General features: G+C 57.4%; 17 protein-coding genes. 14 read left to right on the top strand and 3 right to left on the bottom strand.

Features of this window, described 5'->3' with window-relative positions; genetic code table 11:
- Positions 1–210 precede the first annotated feature (210 nt).
- Complete coding sequence (locus ACODS2_RS12405; RefSeq protein WP_488999095.1) at positions 211–975, top strand: SDR family NAD(P)-dependent oxidoreductase; 765 nt, start codon at positions 211–213, stop codon at positions 973–975.
- A 33-nt stretch (positions 976–1,008) separates the two neighbouring features.
- On the opposite strand, the gene ACODS2_RS12400 is transcribed toward ACODS2_RS12405, so the two are convergent.
- Positions 1,009–1,920 (bottom strand): IclR family transcriptional regulator domain-containing protein, encoded by a 912-nt coding sequence (locus ACODS2_RS12400; protein WP_488999094.1) that lies wholly within the window; start codon positions 1,918–1,920, stop codon positions 1,009–1,011.
- 44 nt (positions 1,921–1,964) lie between these two features.
- Here ACODS2_RS12400 and ACODS2_RS12395 point away from each other — a divergent pair, with 44 nt between their 5' ends.
- The 4 genes from ACODS2_RS12395 to ACODS2_RS12380 all read left to right on the top strand — a co-directional run bounded on the left by ACODS2_RS12395 (position 1,965) and on the right by ACODS2_RS12380 (position 6,515).
- Positions 1,965–2,903, top strand: a complete 939-nt coding sequence (locus ACODS2_RS12395) for a 3-carboxyethylcatechol 2,3-dioxygenase (protein ID WP_488999093.1) — start codon at positions 1,965–1,967, stop codon at positions 2,901–2,903.
- A 41-nt stretch (positions 2,904–2,944) separates the two neighbouring features.
- A complete protein-coding gene (locus ACODS2_RS12390) occupies positions 2,945–3,814 on the top strand; it encodes an alpha/beta fold hydrolase (RefSeq protein ID WP_488999092.1) in 870 nt (289 codons plus the stop codon).
- 136 nt (positions 3,815–3,950) lie between these two features.
- Positions 3,951–5,612 carry a bifunctional 3-(3-hydroxy-phenyl)propionate/3-hydroxycinnamic acid hydroxylase gene (locus tag ACODS2_RS12385; RefSeq protein WP_488999091.1) on the top strand — a complete coding sequence of 554 codons (1,662 nt, stop codon included), beginning with the start codon at positions 3,951–3,953 and terminating at the stop codon, positions 5,610–5,612.
- A gap of 117 nt (positions 5,613–5,729) precedes the next feature.
- Positions 5,730–6,515 (top strand): fumarylacetoacetate hydrolase family protein, encoded by a 786-nt coding sequence (locus ACODS2_RS12380; protein WP_488999090.1) that lies wholly within the window; start codon positions 5,730–5,732, stop codon positions 6,513–6,515.
- A 46-nt stretch (positions 6,516–6,561) separates the two neighbouring features.
- On the opposite strand, the gene dmpG is transcribed toward ACODS2_RS12380, so the two are convergent.
- Positions 6,562–7,605 carry a 4-hydroxy-2-oxovalerate aldolase gene (dmpG, locus tag ACODS2_RS12375; RefSeq protein WP_488999089.1) on the bottom strand — a complete coding sequence of 348 codons (1,044 nt, stop codon included), beginning with the start codon at positions 7,603–7,605 and terminating at the stop codon, positions 6,562–6,564.
- Positions 7,605–8,489: an acetaldehyde dehydrogenase (acetylating) gene (locus tag ACODS2_RS12370; protein ID WP_488999497.1), complete on the bottom strand. Its 885-nt coding sequence runs from the start codon at positions 8,487–8,489 to the stop codon at positions 7,605–7,607. The genes dmpG and ACODS2_RS12370 overlap by 1 nt, the downstream gene beginning before the upstream one ends.
- A 31-nt stretch (positions 8,490–8,520) precedes the next feature.
- On the opposite strand from ACODS2_RS12370, the gene ACODS2_RS12365 reads away from it, so the two are divergent.
- The 9 genes from ACODS2_RS12365 to ACODS2_RS12325 all read left to right on the top strand — a co-directional run bounded on the left by ACODS2_RS12365 (position 8,521) and on the right by ACODS2_RS12325 (position 19,030).
- Positions 8,521–9,456 carry an IclR family transcriptional regulator gene (locus ACODS2_RS12365; RefSeq protein ID WP_488999088.1) on the top strand — a complete coding sequence of 312 codons (936 nt, stop codon included), beginning with the start codon at positions 8,521–8,523 and terminating at the stop codon, positions 9,454–9,456.
- A 364-nt stretch (positions 9,457–9,820) separates the two neighbouring features.
- On the top strand, positions 9,821–10,801 hold the full coding sequence (locus ACODS2_RS12360; protein WP_488999087.1) for a cyclase family protein: 981 nt from the start codon (positions 9,821–9,823) through the stop codon (positions 10,799–10,801).
- A gap of 66 nt (positions 10,802–10,867) precedes the next feature.
- A complete protein-coding gene (locus ACODS2_RS12355; RefSeq protein ID WP_488999086.1) occupies positions 10,868–12,592 on the top strand; it encodes an FAD-dependent oxidoreductase in 1,725 nt (574 codons plus the stop codon).
- Between the two features lie 66 nt (positions 12,593–12,658).
- On the top strand, positions 12,659–13,534 hold the full coding sequence (locus tag ACODS2_RS12350) for an alpha/beta fold hydrolase (RefSeq protein ID WP_488999085.1): 876 nt from the start codon (positions 12,659–12,661) through the stop codon (positions 13,532–13,534).
- Between the two features lie 32 nt (positions 13,535–13,566).
- Complete coding sequence (locus tag ACODS2_RS12345; protein ID WP_488999496.1) at positions 13,567–14,013, top strand: nuclear transport factor 2 family protein; 447 nt, start codon at positions 13,567–13,569, stop codon at positions 14,011–14,013.
- Between the two features lie 53 nt (positions 14,014–14,066).
- Positions 14,067–14,591 carry a nuclear transport factor 2 family protein gene (locus tag ACODS2_RS12340; RefSeq protein WP_488999084.1) on the top strand — a complete coding sequence of 175 codons (525 nt, stop codon included), beginning with the start codon at positions 14,067–14,069 and terminating at the stop codon, positions 14,589–14,591.
- Between the two features lie 26 nt (positions 14,592–14,617).
- Entirely contained in the window at positions 14,618–16,993 is a 2,376-nt protein-coding gene (locus tag ACODS2_RS12335; RefSeq protein WP_488999083.1) for a pyrroloquinoline quinone-dependent dehydrogenase, read from the top strand.
- A gap of 41 nt (positions 16,994–17,034) precedes the next feature.
- A complete protein-coding gene (locus ACODS2_RS12330; protein WP_488999082.1) occupies positions 17,035–17,787 on the top strand; it encodes an SDR family NAD(P)-dependent oxidoreductase in 753 nt (250 codons plus the stop codon).
- Positions 17,788–17,797: 10 nt separating this feature from the next.
- Positions 17,798–19,030 (top strand): NADH:flavin oxidoreductase, encoded by a 1,233-nt coding sequence (locus ACODS2_RS12325; protein WP_488999081.1) that lies wholly within the window; start codon positions 17,798–17,800, stop codon positions 19,028–19,030.
- Positions 19,031–19,129: the final 99 nt, after the last annotated feature.

Below are 19,129 nucleotides of genomic sequence, written 5' to 3'. Positions count from 1 at the left end.
CAATCGTAAGGATCGTCACGCTGAGGATCTTGCAAGCGTTGCACTTCCCCACACCGCCGGGCATTCATTCGCATCACGCAACCGTGGCGCTGGTCCGCGATGGGATGGGATTCGTGCGGCATTTGGGTGATGCGAGGCGTATCGTTTGCCTCCTTCCCTCCGGCACATGGCCACCACAAGAAATTTAAAATCCTAAGTAGGAGAACTAAGATGTTGGAAACGGTCAGATATGCCAGTCTCAATGGCAAGGTCTGCTGGATATCTGGCGGTTCAAGCGGCATCGGCCGCGCCGCCGCCCTCTTGATCGCTGCCAGCGGTGCTAAAGTCGTTATAGCAGATGTAGATGAAGAGAAGGCCGGTGCAGTGCTGGGCCTCATTCGCGCAAGCGGAGGAACTGCGGCGTTCAGTCACGTCAATGTCTTGGACGACAATTCCGTTCGGACAAGTATCGATGGAACGGCTGATCGCTTCGGCAGCCTTGACATCATCATCAACTCTGCGGGGAAAACCTCATCCGACAAATATGACGATTTTGAGCGTAACGTCGAAATGTTCCTTTTGGGAACCTGGCGCGCAATGCGAGCTGGTTTGCCGCTGCTACAAAAAGCTGGCGGCGGAGCAATTATCAATATCGCGTCGATAGCCGGTGTCACGGGTTCGATCGGCCCCACAGGGTATGGCCCATCCAAACATGGCGTCGTCGGAGCCACCAAGGATGCAGCTCTAAAATACGCCAAGGATTGCATCCGGGTTAATGTCGTCTGCCCTGGTTATATTGCGACACCGATGACGTCCGGGTTCGCGGTTGATCAGGCAGAGAGCGACGCGTTGATAAAGGACAAGCTGCGTGTACCAATGGGCCGATGGGGCCAGCCAGAGGAGATTGCTGCCGTAATTGCCTTTTTGGCGTCGGACCAAGCCTCCTTCATAACTGGCCAGGCGATCGTCGTCGATGGCGGTTTGACCGCTCGGTAGAGGTTTGCGCCAAGCGTATCTGGAATGAAAAGGTCAAAGCCCTCGGGAGAAAGCGTCTCTTTCTGCGAAGCTCATGAGAGACTGCTCGATCTGCTGAACGCATGCTTGAAGTTTTTCAAGATAACGGTCGGCGGCTTGGGCGGTCGTCATGACACTCCGAAAAAAGACAATGTTGACCGCACCCACAGCACGGCCGTCTGGCGCCGCGACGGGTAGCGCGATTGCGCTGATCTTGCTCTCAGTTAGACCCGTGGAGCTTGCATATCCCTGTTCCCGGACCCGTTCAGCGAGCCGCCTGACAGCGTCGTGATCGCGTACATCTTCGGCGTTGATCCCGCCGAGCTGCTGTATGATTGTCAGAGACGCCTCCAGTTCGGTAGCGGACATGGCGGACAATATCGCCTGACCAAGCGCCGATCGCACCAGGAATCTCTCTTTGCCCGCCATGCCCCTGTGGATCGACATCGGACTAATCCTGTGCGTCGTCAGGCGGATGAGAAGCTTCCCGCTTTCCAGCGTTGCAAAGTCGCTCGGCCACAGAATGTCCTTGCTCAGTTCGAACAGTGGCGGCCACGCGAATTGGGTAACGATATCGTCATCTTTCAAGGCGTCGGCAAGATAGGCAAATTTCGGCGCGAGCGCGACAGATCCGTCTTCATTCCTGCGCGTCACATATCCCAATTGAATGAGCGTGTTGACGAGCCGATAGGTCGATGACCGATCGATCTGGGCCGCAATGCTGAGCGGTCCAACCTTGGACCAACCGAGTTCGCTCAGAGCCTCGATGATCTTCAACCCGCGTTCGAGCGACTTGATATCCTTGTAGGGCTTATGATCGACCGGCATCAAAATCCACCTTTTGCGTTCACCATACGAACATTGAAGCAAACGGCGTTGCATACCGTCAAGCTTTTCAGCACTCAACAGGACGCGAACCAGCTGCATTCCCGTGATCGAGGGCAAGCAGGGTAACAGGGCGGGAGAGATGCATGATAGTCGGTTCGGTGTGCCTGTCACATAGCCCACTAAAAGATCGTACCCGTCCAGATTTCGAAATTGAAGCGCGGTTCGACGCTGCGCTGGCGTCGGCCGCCAAATTCGTGGCAGACCAAGAACCTGATCTTACTATCATTTTCTATCCGGACCATATCAACGGCTTTTTCTATGGACTCTTGCCTTCCTTCTGCATCGGCATCGAGGGCAACTCGATCGGTGACTATGGGACCGCAGCAGGCAAACTGTGCATCGCGGGAGATCGCGCCAGCGATTTGGCACGATCAGTACTGGATTCTGGCGTCGACATCGCGATTTCGCACGATATGCAGATCGATCATGGAGCTGTCCAACCACTCGAACAGCTCTCGGAATTGCATCCTTTGGGGCGCATAATCCCGATCTTTGTCAATTGTGCCGCGCCTCCGCTTCCGACATTTGCAAGGGCCCGAGCACTTGGCCGCGCAGTCGGGGACTGGGCACGGAAGGCACCGGAGCGCATTCTCATCATTGGTTCCGGCGGCCTGTCACACGACCCGCCCATGGCTGAGCTGTCCAACGCAACAATCGAAGTACGCCAGCGGCTGATTTCCGGATTGGCATTGGACCACACTCAGCGCTTTGCACGACAGAGCCGCGCCTTGGCTGAGGGAAATGCCATGGCATTAGGCAAATCACGCTTGTTGCCACCGAACGCAGAGTGGGATCGTAAGCTGATGGATGCGTTCCTAGCCGAGGACCTAACAGTCTTGGACGATTGCTCGCAGGACGACATCAGTTCCGTGGGCGGTCGTGGAGGTCATGAAACGCGGACTTGGGTCGCAGCACTCGGGGCGCTCGGTACTGGCTATACTGCACAGGAAATCTACTGCGAAATCATTGATGAATGGATCACGGGGATGGGGATTCTCAGCGCAGTTCCCAAAGCGCTTTGACATCGTTTCGTCTCTAACAGTCCGGATCGGAGTAAATTTATATGTCGGAATTCTATCAATCGGTCTGGTCCGACCTGCTTAAAGTGCCTTTTTCGCAAGGTTTTCTTGACGCTGATGGTATCAAAACCCGGTTCATTTCATCAGGATCGTCCGACAAGCCGCTGCTGCTGCTATTGCACGGGACCGGCGGGCATGCCGAGGCATATAGCCGGAACTTCGCAGCACATGGCGAACATTTCTGGACCGTGGCGATCGATTTGATTGGCCATGGCTGGAGCGACAAGCCAGCGTGCAATTATGAAGTCGCTGATTACGGTGCGCATGTGCTGGCAGTGATGAAAGCCTTGGGTCGCAACACCGCGCATATCTCGGGTGAATCGCTGGGCGGATGGGTTGCTGCCTGGGTGGCGCTCAACCATCCCGACAAAATCGACCGGCTGGTCTTGAACACCTCTGGCGGCTGGACGGCCCATGCCGAAGTGATGGAACGGATCAAGCGGCTTTCCATGGAAGCCGTCCGAGATCCCAATCCAGCCAGGATCCGGAGCCGGCTTGAATTCCTGATGCACGACACCTCCAAGGTCAATGACGATCTCGTCGAAACCCGCCGTGCAATTTACTCCCAGCCAGGTTTCGTCGAAGTCATGGAAAAGGTCCTGTGCATGCAGGAAATGGATATCCGTCGGCGCAATATGTTTTCAGACGAAGACACCGGACGGATCGCCGCGCCTACGCTCGTACTTTGGACTTCGCATGATCCGACGGCCACGCCCGAAGAGGGCAAGCGCATCGCCGATCTCCTGCCCGATTCTCGCTACGAGGTGATGAACGGGTGCGGGCATTGGCCGCAGTTTGAAGATCCGGAAAAGTTCAACAAGCTTCACCTCGACTTTTTGCTCGGGCTTGCATGACTGGGCGCGGGATGCCTCCCTGTTCCAGCCTATAATGCGACGAAATGGCTACCCGTGCCAATATGCTTGGTTCTGGGATGCTTTGGTCCGACTGGTCACTCTGAAATCTTCCTCTTGAATGAAAAGCAACTGATCGATGACACCTGGGCAAATCTCGCTTCCTGAGAACGTCGATGTTGCGATCGTCGGTGCCGGGCCAGTGGGCCTGACGATCGCCAACTATCTGGGCGCCATGGGGGTCCGTACTTTGGTTATCGAGCAGCGCGATCAGCTGATCGATTATCCGCGTGGCGTCGGTATGGACGATGAATGTTTGCGCAGTTTTCAATCGATCGGCTTGGGCGATTCTATCGCGGAAAATACCACGCCTGGCCAAAAAATGCGCTTCATGACGATGGATGGGAAGACTTTCGCACTCATTGATCCAAAAACTCGCGAGTTCGGTTGGCCGCGTCGCAGTTCGTTCATCCAGCCGATGGTGGACGAAATTCTTTTCGAAGGGCTCCGGCGTTTCGAGACGGTAACGACCGTGTTTGGCACCGAGCTCACTTCATTTGTACAGTCTTCGGATCATGTAGATATTACCGTTAAGCTTGCAGATGGCAGCCGTTCCATAAGGGCAAATTGGTTGATCGGCTGCGATGGCGGGCGCAGCAACGTCCGCAAGGGGCTGGACATCGCATTCGATGGCATTACCGATACGACCCGGTGGGTGGTGATCGATATTACAGACGATCCTATTGGACTGCCTGACTCCTACCTGCATTGCGTCCCGTCACGACCATACGTATCGATCGCGCTGCCTCACGGTATGCGTCGGCTCGAGTTCATGGTTTTCGGCGACGAGTCGGAGGAGGAATTGTGCTCACCGGCGGGTGTACAGAAACTATTGGCCCGAGTGTTGCCTCATCCTGAAAAGGCAAACATTTTGCGAAGCCGGGTCTATGCGCATCATGCTCGTCTTGCGCAAAAATTGAGAGTCGGGAGAACGTTGATTGCTGGTGACGCCGCGCATTTGATGCCTGTCTGGCAAGGCCAGGGGTATAACAGCGGCATACGCGACGCGACCAATCTGGCTTGGAAGCTAAGCATGGTGGTGCGTGGTGAGGCTTCGCCAGATATCCTTGACAGCTACGAAGCAGAGCGACGCGAACACGCCAAGGCGATGATCGACCTTTCGGTCACCGCAGGGCGTATTTTCGCCCCGACGAACAAGTTGGTGGCCTGGCTGCGCGACCGGATTGCGCTGGCGCTGTCTGCGATACCGGCTGTCAAACAGTATATCGTACAGATGCGCTTCAAACCGATGCCGCGTTTCACCAGCGGGATCGTGCTTACGACCGCCGCTGGCAAGCCGGCTGGTCGGGCGACTGGGCGGCTATTCCCGCAGCCTGACGTCGTCACGCGCGATGACAAGGTAGAAAAGCTGGACGATGTTATTGGCATGCGGTTCGCAATCCTGTCTTGGGGCACAGATCCGCAAGTCCATATGTCGCCAGAAGTACGCTCATATTGGTCCGATATCGGCGCTCGGTTCATCGCGCTGGTGCCACCCACACAGATGAAAAGTTTCCGCGGCACCATTCTGCCGGGGACCATTCTGGTCGGTGACTTGCAAGACGCCCTGCACGATTGGTTCGCCAACCAGGACGCCGACGGGTCAGTGGTGCTTGTTCGTCCCGACCGTTTCGTTGCGGCAATTGTGCCGCCACAGAGGGTAGAAGAGGCGAGCCGCAAGGTAGCCGCGATGATCGGCGGTCATTTTGCCGCAACACTCGCGGAGCCGGCGCGGACCTAACGTTTGCAGGTCGAGCATCCTGATCGCCTTGCGCGAGTGGCGGTGCAACTGGATTGATCACACCAGCAGCATTATGTTGACACTGCGCCATGTTTTGGCGCTGCATTGGAGGGCTGCATGAGCCAGGAATCAGTCAGAGCCAAATTTGCGGACGAGCTTTTCCGAGCGTTACGCGGCTCACATGCCGTACCCCCGCTTCGCGAACGTGCGGCCCTGACTATCGACGATGCCTATGCAATCTCACTCGGGATACTGGCCCGACGCGAGGCCGAAGGGGAAACAGTCGTCGGAAAGAAAATTGGCGTTACCTCGAAAGCAGTTCAGGATATGCTTGGTGTGGACAGGCCTGACTTTGGCTTCCTGACTGATCGAATGCAGGTAGACGGGAGGGTACCCTACCCGATCGCTGGCAATCTGATAGCCCCACGTGCTGAAGCCGAGATTGCCTTCATCCTCAAGGACGACCTCATCGGGCCTGGCGTGTCCGACGCAGACGTTTTGGCCGCAACTGAAGCCGTGTGTGCATGCTTTGAGATCGTCGACAGCCGGATCGAGAACTGGAACATCCAAATCATCGATACCGTGGCCGACAATGCATCATGTGGAATCTTTGTTCTGGGCGAAGATCGCGTCGACCCCAGAACGCTCGATCTGCCCGGCTTACGGTGTCAGGTCTACAAAAATGGCGAACTGATTTCCGAAGGGCTGGGTTCAGCCGTACAGGGTTCCCCCCTCACTGCGGTCGCATGGCTCGCCAACACGCTGGGCGCTTATGGCGTTCCGCTACGGTCGGGCGAAATCATTCTATCCGGCTCACTCGTCCCACTGGCACCCGCGGTAGCCGGAGATCTGTTCGAAACCCGGATCGATGGCCTTGGTACTGCGTCCATTCGCTTTGCTTGAAATGAGAGGGCGCGTTTGAAACGCGCCCTCTCGATTTACGTTTTCATCAATCAGCGAGTTGTCGCTCCTTGATCATGTCGAGTGCGACATCGACGATCATGTCCTCTTGCCCGCCAACCATCTTGCGGCGGCCGAGCTCGACGAGGATCGCACGAGTGTCCAGCCCATAAGTCTCGGCGGCTTTCTCAGCATGACGCAGGAAACTGGAATAGACTCCTGCGTAGCCCAACGCCAACGTCTCGCGGTCCACGCGCACCGGTCGGTCCTGCAACGGGCGTACAAGGTCCTCGGCGGCGTCCATCAGCGCCATCACGTCGCATCTGTGGTTCCAGCCCTTGCGATCCGCAGCTGCAATAAAAACCTCCAGCGGGGCATTCCCGGCGCCCGCGCCCATCCCGGCAAGGCTGGCATCGATCCGCACTGCACCACATTGCGCAGCAACGATCGAATTGGCCACCCCTAGCGACAGGTTGTGATGCGCATGCATGCCGCGCTGCGTGTCAGGCCAGAGAAGACGGTCATAGGCTTCAAGCCTGGCACGTACCCCGTCCATGTCGAGCGCGCCGCCACTATCGGTGACGTAGATGCAATGCGCACCGTAACTCTCCATCTTCAACGCTTGTTTTGCCAGCTCTTCAGGCTCGATCATGTGGCTCATCATAAGAAAGCCTGAGACGTCCATGCCGAGATCGCGGGCGAACCCGATATGCTGTTTCGCCACATCTGCCTCTGTGCAGTGCGTCGCCACGCGCACGGATCGCACGCCGAGGTCATAGGCCCGGCGCAGTTCTTCGACAGTGCCCAACCCGGGCAAGATCAGCGTGGTCAGCACGCTGTGTTCGAGAACTTCGGCAACCGCCTCAAGCCACTCCCAATCGGTATGGGCGCCAAAGCCGTAGTTGAAGCTGGTGCCCGACAACCCGTCGCCATGAGCCACTTCAATCGCATCGACCCCCGCCTTGTCGAGCGCCCTGGCAATCGCCACAACATGATCAAGGCCATACATATGCTTGATGGCATGCATGCCATCGCGCAACGTTACATCTTGAATGTAGAGCTTCTCGCCCGCTTCTGGATTGAACCTAGCCATTATACTGTCTCCTTAGCCATGCGGCGTGCGGCCAGTAGTTCCCCGGTGGCCTTGGCAGCAGCAGTCATGATGTCGAGATTGCCCGAGTAGGGCGGCAGGTAGTCACCGGCGCCTTCGACCTCGAGCATGATCATCGACTTAATTCCGGTAAATTCGCCCAGACCCGGAATTTTGAGTGGGTTATTGTCACCATACCGTTCGAACTGGACCTCTTGCTTCAGGCGGTAGCCGGGCACGTATTTTTGCACCTCGGCCACCATCGCCTTTACCGAGGCCCGGATGGCATCTTCATCCCCGCCTTCGGACAGCGTGAACACCGTGTCGCGCATGATCATCGGCGGCTCAGCAGGGTTGAGGATGATGATCGCTTTGCCTTTGGCCGCGCCGCCGACCTGTTCGATCGCGCGTGCGGTAGTGCGGGTGAATTCATCGATATTGGCACGGGTGCCCGGGCCGGCCGACCGCGACGAGACCGAAGCGACAATTTCAGCGTAGTGGACTTTGCCAACGCGGCTGACTGCGGCCACCATTGGGATCGTCGCCTGCCCGCCACAGGTCACCATGTTGACATTGGAGGCGCCAAGGTTGGCTTCCATGTTGACCGGGGGCACGATGAACGGCCCAATTGCGGCGGGGGTAAGATCGACGACCTGGATGCCGTCCGCACGCAAGGCCTCGTCATGCACTTTGTGCGCGTAGGCGCTGGTAGCGTCGAACGCGATGCCGATTTCCGGATAAAGCGGGTGCGCGCGCAAGCCCTCGAGCCCTTCGTGCGTCGTGGCAATGCCGTGCTCGCGTGCCATCGCCAGCCCTTCGGACGCCGGGTCGATCCCGACCACGATAGCCAGCTCCATATTCTGCGGATATTTAATCATCTTCATCATGAGGTCAGTGCCGATATTGCCTGATCCTATAATGACGGCTTTAACCTTGCCCACATCTCGCTCCCTTGCGAATTTGACGGCCTTCAGAAAACTCCGCTGGCTCGTGCAATCCGCTCGTTACGATCATTTTGTCGGCAAACTCAATGCATCAAGGCGCTGCTATTTCCGGCTGATGGAAATAAGTGTAGGAGCGTTGAAGCAATGGAGTGCCCTGGCCGTGTCGGATTCTAAATTGGCCGAAAAAACAATCGACGTGCTCGAAGCAGTAGCTGCCGCAGGCAGTATTTCGATGCCGCAAATTCAGCTCATCTGCGGCCTTCCGGCGGCGACCGCGCATCGGATAATGCAAACCCTCATCGCTCGCCGCTTCCTGATGCACATCGGGCGCGGGGAATATCGTCTCGGCACCGCTGCCAAAACGCTGGCAGAAAACGTTACGTTCGACGAAATCCTCGCCCCCGTCGCACGCCGCCACCTCCGCCACCTTGCGCAGCAGGTCCGCAACCATGTTCATCTCGGGGTATGGAACGACCCGATGGTCACCTATCTGGTCAAGCAAAAATTTGGAAAAGCGCGATTGCATTCAGCAGAGGGGACGCAACTAGAGGGCTACTGCTCTGCGCTGGGCAAAGTGCTACTCTCCGATCTTACTCCGGATCAGCTCGACGCGTACATTGCAGACGGGAATTTCATTTCACTCACGCCCGCCACAATCGTCAATCCGGATCAGTTTCGTGACGAGATCGAACTAGTCCGCGTTCGTCGCTGGGCATGTGACGACGAGGAGTTCTTGCCTGGTCTCCGCTGCATTGCCGTGCCTTTGACCAATCCCACTGGCAAGGTTATCGCGGCAATCTCGATTAGCACTTTCCCGACGAAGGGAGTACCAACGCAAGTTGAAAATTTTCTACCGCATCTGCGAGCCACCGCCGATGCAATTGCTGGACAGCTGTTCCGTTCGGATTAAAATCCTGTTCATTAGCCGCATTGATAGCAACAACATTTCGCCGCAGGCGACCTGTTCTCATCGCGAACAATGACCCGATCCGTGTTGCAGCCCATAGCCCCCCCTTCTATCGCAACTGACGGGCATCCCGGCCACAGTCCGGTGCGAATCTAAAGCCAGAAAATGGCGTATTTCACGACGAATGCGACGAAGGGAGAGGCGCGTGACATCAGTAGGCAGAGCCCGAGCGTGCGTAGCCGCTGTATCCAACGTAAATCTCCGTTCCACGCTATCGGCATGGGCTGCGATTGAGGCTCCAGTACAGCGCACTGACCCACCGCAAACCACCACTCATCTTTGTTAATTTTGACAGGACGCCAAGCAGATGTGTGACAACCATGCCGCTGATTCCAAACAGAACGTAGCAGTTGGCGAATTGCTGGCAAAATCGCCTTCCAACTGGGGCCGTTGGGGCGCCGATGACGAGGTGGGGTCGCTCAATTTCCTGACGAACCTCGAAGTGCTTCGCGGCGTACGCTCCGTGCGTCAAGGCAAGGTGTTCACTTGTGGCGAAATCATCGGAAATCCCGATGGCGATCCGTTGTGGCCGGGGCGTACGCCAGCCAAGCGTGAGTCGGTGATAGACAAGGCCAGCTATGCCCGAGGCGATCTGCCAGCGCTTCCTGGCGGCGCGGAATTTACCGATGATCGCATCGAAATGTTTCTACAAGGATCGACCCAGTTCGATGCGCTGGGGCACGTCTGGTATGACGACAAAATGTGGAACGGCTATCCTGCTGCCAATTCCAACGGAGGGATGAAGCGAGCGTCGGTGTTGCCGATTGCGCAACGCGGTGTGGTTGGGCGTGGTGTACTGCTCGACATGGCAGCGTACAAGGGCAAGCCTTATCTTGACAAAGGGGAGCTGCTCAACCTCGCGGACCTGATGGGCTGCGCCGATGAGCAAGGCGTTACGATCGAGAAGCACGATATCCTCTGTCTTCGCCTCGGCTTTCTCCAACTCCTTCGAATTCAGGGGCCAGACGTCTTCTACAAGGATTTTCTGGAGCCCGGCCTAACCTATTCTCCGGAACTGGTTGACTGGTTTCACAAGATGGAAATTCCCTGCCTCTCGACGGATACCATATCGAACGAAACCAATCTGGACCCAGCAATCGGTGTGCAGATTCCGCTGCACTGCGCCTTGATGCGCAACCTGGGCATTACCTTCAACGAGGTATGCAATTTCGAAGAGCTGAATGCAGACTGCCACGCGGATGGCCAATGGGATTTCCTGTATACTGCTGCTCCGCTCAAGGTGAGCGAGGGCACCGGTGCACCTGTCAACGTGCTGGTGATCAAGTGATGGCACGCCGACGGACCGAAGGTTGCAACCGATCTATGACGGCCAATCGTGCAAATAGGGTGATCTATGCCAAGTGAATCCTATGATCTGATCGTCGCTGGCTCAGGCGCCGCAGGGCTCTCCGCTGCAATCATTGCGCATGCCAAGGGTCTACGGGTCGCGATTGTCGAAAAGACCGGGATGATAGGTGGCACGACCTCGTATTCAGGGGGTGTCTCCTGGGTGCCGAACAGTCGCCAGAACATCGATAACGGAGCGAGCGACACTATCGATCTTGCCGAGCAATATCTCGACAGCACGATTGACGACAAGCATGAGCGACCAGCCCGGCGCGAATATCTTGAACGCGCCCCTGAAGCCTTCGCTTACCTCGAAAGCGTCACGCGACCGCTGTTCTACGTTCGTAAAATCAACTCACCCGACTATTTCCCTGACGTGCCCGGCGCATCGAAGCTGGGACGCGCCATGACTCCGCTGAACTGCGACGGTCGGATGCTTGGCGACAGGTTTGGCGATATCCGTCCGCCACTGCCCGAACTGTGCCTGTTCGGTCGGCAGATGCTCGACGTGATGGATGTGTATCACTTGCTCAATGCGCGCCGCTCGTTGAGGTCAGCATTGCATGCTGGCCGAATAATTCTGCGCGATCTGGGCGACCGGGTGTTCTATCGTAAATATGGCCGCGGGACACGGCTGACTGGTGGCAATGCGCTGGTCGCCAACCTCTATAAGTCAGTGCTGGAACGCCAGATTCCGGTATATCTTAACACACCGATCGTTGAGCTTGTGCGCAAGTCGGGGCGGGTCACCGGCGCGATAGTCGAACGTGACGGGCGCCGGGAGACGCTGACGACGAGCCGAGGCGTGGTATTGGCGACGGGTGGTTTTCCATGGGCAAAGGCCTTGCGCGAAGAACACATGGAAGATGCGGAGTTCGGTTATTCGGCAACGAGTGAGAACAGCACCGGCGACGGAATTGCCGTGGCAACGGCTGTTGGAGCGAAATTCGATACGGACAATGTTGAGGGAGCCTTTTGGACGCCGGTTTCGGTAGCAAAACGCAGCGACGGCAGCACGGCGCGGTTTCCCCATTTGATGGCCGACCGGGCGAAGCCAGGGTTGATCGCGGTGAACAAGTTCGGTGAGCGCTTTACCAACGAAGCCGAAAACTATCACGATTTTGTCCGCGCGATGCTCGGCCGATTGAAGAACGAAGACCAGCAACCCGTTCATCTGGTTTGCGACACGACATATATCCGCAAATATCCGTTCGGCGCCATTCCCCCGCTTCCAGCCGATCGACGCCGCGCCGTTCGCGATGGCTATCTTATTCAGGCCGAGACAATCGAAAAGCTGGCTATCAAGCTTGGCCTCGATCCGGACGCCCTGAGCCAGACAGTCACCGAATACAATCGCGATGCAAAGCAAGGCAAAGACACGAAGTTCGGCAAAGGCGACAGCGCTTACAACATGTATCTGGGCGATGCGGCGAACAAACCCAATCCGTGCCTCGCGCCAATCGTCACTGGGCCATTTTACGCGATCCGGGTCTTCGCCGGGGATCTGGGAACGACCTATGGTCTGGCTGCAGACGTATATTCGCGCGTGCTCGACGCAGACGGAACAGCGATAGACGGGCTCTATGCGTGCGGTAACGACCGCAACTCGATCATGGGTGGCTATTATCCGAGCGGAGGGATCACGGTCGGTCCTGCCATCACTTTCGCCTATCTGGCGGTAATGCACGCACTGGGATCCACAACCGAAACGCCCGCAGACGGGCCTGCTTGAGACAAGCAAGGATCCCCGGCCAGACATCCGGTTTCCAGAATTTTAATTCGAAAAGGTCCAACGACCATGACAAATGACCAATCGCCGCCGGGCTTCACGCGCAAGCAAATTCTGGTCGATGGCCTGGAAACCAGCTATCTCGAAGCGGGTACCGGGGATCCGGTATTGCTGTTGCACGGCGGTGAATTTGGTGGCGAGGCAGAGGTATGCTGGGAAGCGACCATACCCTCGCTGGCACGCCATTACCGTGTCCTTGCACCCGACATCCTTGGTTTCGGCCAATCAGCTAAAGTAGTAGATTTTGTGGATGGCCGCACGCGGCGTATCCGCCATATCGCGCGCTTTGCCGAAATGACGGGCGCGGTTGGCGCGCCATGCATTGGTAATTCGATGGGCGGCATGTTCCTGCTGTTCGACGCCGCCTCCGAGAGGCCCCTTCTTCAGCCGAGCAAGATCGTCAGTATCGCGGGCGGCGGTGCTTTGCTGATGGATTCCGAGCATGTCGAGGCACTGTTCGCATATGACGGTTCAATCGGTGCAATGCGCAAGATCGTCGAAGCTCTGTTTCATGACGAGCGTTGGGCTGCCGACAGCGCCTATGTCGATCGTCGGCGCAACAACAGCCTCGCTCCTGGTGCATGGGAAGCGGTCGCCGCCGCCCGGTTTCGCAGGCCAGTGGAAGTGCAGGATGTACGCGCCCCGTCCGGCGGCATCGATTATGCGCGTATTTCGACTGAAAGCCTGATTATCGCAGGCGAAAACGACAAAATTAAACCCTTCGGGTGGTGGGAAGAGCTCACCGACGCGATGCCGCAATCACGTGCTATCACGATTGCGAATGCAGGACATTGCGCTCAGCTCGAACAGCCCGATCAGGTCAATGCAGTCCTTCTCGCCTTCTTGAAGGGCGAGCCGCTGCCTTCGCCCCCAGCGAAGGCCTGAGCGTCATGTCGGGGGCGGACCACTTGGACATTGTGTGGCGGCTGAATGCTCTGGAGCAAATCCGGGTCCTGAAGGCGCGCTATTGCCGATACGTCGATACAAAGGACTGGTCCGCGTTTGCCAGTCTGTTCGCGGATCAGGCTATGGTGTGCTTTCCGGAGAACAATCCGGACTGGGTGCCGATTGCGACGTTTCTTCCTGGCGTGGATAGCGCGCTCGCTGGTGGCATCTCTGTGCACCACGTGCATTCACCCGAAATCGGCTTTCAGAGCGATGTGGACGCCACGGGCATCTGGGCGATGCAGGATCAGCTATTTTTCCCACCGGGAGTGACTGGCATCGGCAACGCCAGCCATATCGCCGGTGCAGGACATTACCACGAGACCTACCGTAAAATTGACGGGTATTGGTTGTTTGATCGTGTCCGGCTCACCCGGCTGCATCTCGCTGTTGAACTGCAGCCCCGTGCGGTAATTTGACTGACTTCGCGCAAAAATTGCGAAGCATCAAAAATACAAAAGAGGATGATAATATGACAGACAACGAACAACTCGCGTTTCTACGCGAACTTAAGGCCCGAGCAGATATCAATGATGCACTGGTCCGTTTTTGCCGGGGGGTAGACCGTGGTGAAGCAGCATTGATACTGTCTGCTTATCATCCCGATGGTTGCGATGATCACGGCAGCTATTCCGGCCCCGTCGCCGGATTTATCGAGTGGGTCATGCCCATGCTCGCCAATTTCGTGTGGAGCCAGCACTATATTACTAACACATTGATCGAATTCGACGGAGACAAGGCAAACGTCGAAACTGCCGTGCAGGTGCTCATGCGCTACGAACAAGATGGCAAGCTGTTCGATCTGGTGGGCTGCGGCCGATATCTCGACCGCTTTGAATGTCGCGACGGCGCGTGGAAGATTGTGAATCGTGTGACCACTGGTGACTGGGATCGCATCGACGAAGTAACGGCGCAGATGGAAGGCGATCTCGTCAAGAAACTGCAGCAGGGCACGCGCGATCACAACGATCCCTCCTACGCCTTGTTTTCGCACTGACATCCAGACCAACAAGGAAAATATCGGTGGCAAACGACACCAGACAACCGCGCGCTATCGCGGCACGATTTTACGCCGCCGTGCTTTTACTGGTTTCTTTGCCGCTTATTGTCGGTGGCGGTTATCTGCTATCGATCGGGGGATCGCCCTACTATGTTCTGGCGGGCCTTTGTACGCTAGGCAGCGCGATCGGCATCGCGGCTCGCAGGATCGAGGGTGCCTATGCCTATGCCCTGCTTTTGCTGCTCACCCTGCCTTGGGCGTTTTGGGAATCCGGACTGAACGGTTGGGCGCTGCTGCCGCGACTGTTCGCACCCATGGTGCTGGGGCTGCCGCTACTTCTACCGGCACTGCGGCGGCAATTGTCCCGTAGCGGCGACAGCACCGCGCCCCGGTCTGGCAGAAAATTTCTGACGGCCGCGTTGATCGGCACGCTTGCGCTCAGCGCGCTTACCCTGGCCGTGCGACCATCCGATCCGGCCGATCCGGTCTATCAAACGGGTATGTTCGCGGGTCCTGTCAGTGGCGTCAGCCGGAATGTCCGGGCCGATGGAGACGGCGACTGGCAGCATTACGGTCGTGATGCCGGCGGGAAACGCTTCAGCCCGCTCGACGAGATCACACCGGCCAACGTGAGCAATCTGACCGAGGCGTGGCGCGTTCACATCGGCCCCACGCTTGGGTTGGAGGCGACACCGCTGAAGATTGGCGACAGCCTCTATGCATGCAACGCCTATAACGACGTGGTCGCGCTGGATGCCGAAACCGGGCGTCTACGCTGGCGGTTCAATGCCCATGTCGATATCGACAAAGTACCGTACACAGTTTGCCGTGGCGTCGCCTACTACAAAGTTCCGAACGCACAGGGCCCCTGTGTCGAGCGCATCATCACCAACACCACCGACTCGCGCCTGATTGCGCTCGATGCCGCGACAGGCCGTCCATGTGACGGTTTCGGAGAGCACGGTCAGGTGTCGCTGCTGCCCGGCCTCGCGCCACAAAATACCAGTTTCTATGCTGTAACCTCCGCTCCGACAATCGTTGCAGGCAAGATCGTTTTGGGTGGCTGGGTCAGCGACGGGATGAAATGGGGCGAACCGGCCGGTGTCGTCCGCGCGTTCGATGCCGTGACCGGCAATCTTGCCTGGGCATGGGACGTTGGCCGGCCCGATCGTCAGACCCTGCCTCCCCCGGGAGAGAGCTATACGCCGTCAACACCAAATGTGTGGGCGCCCATGAGCGCCGACGAGGCCCTCGGGTTGGTGTACGTGCCATCCGGCAATCCAGCCGTAGACTACTTCGGCGGCTTTCGCCGTCCCTTCGACGAAAAATACGGGTCTGCCGTTACCGCGATCGACGCCGCAACGGGCCGCACTCGTTGGACCTTTCAAACGGTGCATCACGATCTGTGGGACTGGGATACTGCATCGCAGCCAACGTTGGTTGATATACCTACAGCGGGTGGGATGCGCCATGCCTTGATCCAGCCGACCAAACGAGGCGAGATATTTGTGCTCGATCGCGAAACGGGCAAGCCGATCAAGACAGTTGAGGAGCGCGCTGTCCCACAAGGCGGTATTGTTCCCGGTGAGCGTCTTTCGCCAACCCAGCCCTTCTCCGTCGCTATGCCTTCTTTCCGTGGACCCGATCTGACCGAGAAGAGCATGTGGGGGGCCACCCCGCTTGACCAGCTATGGTGTCGCATCAAGTTCCGCGAGGCACGCTACGAGGGCACTGCCACCCCGCCCGGCTTCAAGCCCTCAATCGCCTATCCAGGCTTCAACGGCGGCATCGACTGGGGCAGCGCGTCGGTTGATCCCGTCCGCCATATTCTGTTCGTAAATTCGAACCGGGTTCCCAACTACAATGTCATTGTCACCCGGGCGGAAGCCCGACGCGAACAGCTGGTGTTCGGCAAGAAGCACGGCGCACTCAACGCCCCGCAAATCAACACGCCCTATGTCACGATTATCAAGGTCTTCCTGTCGCCTCTGGGCATCCCCTGCAATCAGCCTCCGTTCGGCATGCTGGCGGCGGTCGATCTACCCAGCGGCAAGCTTATGTGGTCCCAGCCATTCGGCAGCGCACGCGCCAGTGGCCCGCTCGGCACCCGGTCCATGCTGCCGTTGACGATCGGAACGCCGAATGGTGGTGGGACGCTTGCCACAGCAAGCGGGCTTCTCTTCAGTGGGGCGACACAGGATGGCGAGTTCCGCGCATTTGACGCTACTACCGGCAAGGTTCTTTGGAAATCGGACCTGCGAGCGGGCGGCCAGTCCACGCCAATGACCTATATCTCACCGCAGAGTGGCAAACAATTCGTCGTCGTCGCGGCAGGGGGCAACCCGATCCTCGGCTCGGTACTGGGCGACTACATCGTTGCTTACCGGCTTAAAAACTAGCTCTCTTCGTAGCTACTACACTTAGTCACAAGGATTTTCCGATGAGACTTCAAGACAAGAAGGCCGTGATCACCGGCGCCGCCGGCGACATTGGTAAAGCGGCCGCACGTCGCTTTGCAAACGAAGGCGCCCGTCTCGCGATGATCGACCGGGATGAGAACGGCCTTGCGGAGTTGTCCGGTTCGCTGACGCCGCCTCCCCCGTTCGTAAAAACCGACGTTACCAACGAGGACGAAGTGCGGATAGCTGCTGAGACCGTCCGAAACCAGCTTGGCCAGATCGACATCCTCTTCGTCAACGCCGGGATCGAACAATCACACGCTCCTGTTACCGATATGGACAAGGACGCGTTCGAACGCGTGCTTTCGGTCAACCTCACGGGTGCCTTCCTTACCGTGAAACACTTTCTGCCGATCGTCGCTGACCATGGCACCGTGATTTTCACGTCGTCCATTGCGGGCCTGATGGCGATTCCAGCCTATTCTGCGTATTCGGCAGCGAAGACCGGGCTGATCGGCCTGATGCGATCTGTCGCGCTTGATGTGGCGCCAAGGCGGATCCGATGCAACACGATCCATCCCGGTCCTGTCAGGAGCAAGATGCTCGAACGCTCAGCACAACAGGCCACCGGCGGTGTCGATGTGGACGCGTGGTACACGGCGATGGCAGGCATGGCGCGCATGGGTCGTCTTGTCGAGGCTGCTGATGTTGTGAACCTTGCGCTGTTCCTGGCAAGTGACGAGAGCTCCATGATCAGCAGTCAAAGTATTGCAGTGGATGGTGGCGTAATTTGATTACGCCGCTATGGAAGCTATTTTTCGCATATGCTGTAAAAATAATTTATATTTATTTCATTTACAATTTCAGTTTTTACAATCAAAATTTATTGTATTATATATAAAAAGAATGGAATCGACTATGTCATCAGGCATTATTGAGGCATTATTCCGACCATTTGATTACAAGTCGCTCAAGTTGCGCAATCGTCTGGCAATGTCGCCAATGACGCGCTATTTCTCGCCTGACGGAACAGCATCTGCTGAAGTTGCAGAATATTATGCCAGACGCGCAGAGGGCGGGGTCGGCCTTATCATCTCGGAAGGTCTGTTTCCGGATCGTGAGATCGCGCGAAACCAGGAGAACATCCCTTGGTTCGAGGGTAGCCGGCGCGATCCCTGGCAGAAGGTTGTCGACGACGTCCACCATGCCGGCGCTGCGATAGCCCCACAGATCTGGCATGTCGGAGGTGCGCGCGACTTCAACTTCCCCGATTCCGCGTTGGGAGACGATCTGGAAAGCCCTTCCGGCTTATACGGGCCGGGGATGCCCGGTGGTCGTGAAATGACGGAAGCGGATATTGCCGACGCCATATCTTCATTTGCGCGGTCAGCAGTTGATGCAAAGGTACTCGGTTTTGATGCGATAGAGTTTCACGGCGCACACGGCTATATTTTTGACCAATTCTTCTGGGACGCAACGAACAAGCGCACAGACAGTTACGGTGGCACCACCATTGGCGATCGAACCCGCTTCGCGGCCGAGACGATCAAGGCCGTACGCAAGGCCGTCGGGGAAGATCTCGTCATATTTTTTCGAATGTCGCAATGGAAGACCAACCTCTATGATGCGCGCATCGCCCAAACACCGACGGAACTGGCAGAATGGGTCGAGCCGTTAGCAGAGGCGGGAGTTGATATTTTTGACTGTTCACAACGTCGGTTCTGGGAGCCCGAGTTCAACGGTAGCACGCTTAATCTTGCGGGCTGGGTCAAGAAGCTGACCGGCAATCCAACAATGACCGTGGGATCTATCGGTTTGGCGACGGACCTCATGCGAGACTTCGAGACCGGGGCGGTTTCGGCCCCTACCCCGTCCACAATTCTGGAGGCTGCCGAGCGATTAGACCGTGGGGAATTTGATCTGGTGGCAATTGGCCGGGGCATGCTGGCCGATCCCGAATGGGCAAACAAGGTACGTGCAGGCCGCTTCGAGGAGCTGACAGGCTACTCAGTGAAGCTTATGAAAACGCTTGTCTGAACGAAGAAAGACGTGAGTGGTTTGGTCTCCCTCTGCGGCCCCAACCGATCGATTTGTCGTCGCCTCAACCGCGCGCGGGGCTATCGTTCTACTGCGCGA

The sequence above is a fragment of the Novosphingobium sp. FG137 genome, from assembly GCF_057809735.1.
The sequence above is the reverse complement of the archived record's forward strand: the minus strand, read 5'-3'. Positions and strand labels throughout refer to the sequence as shown.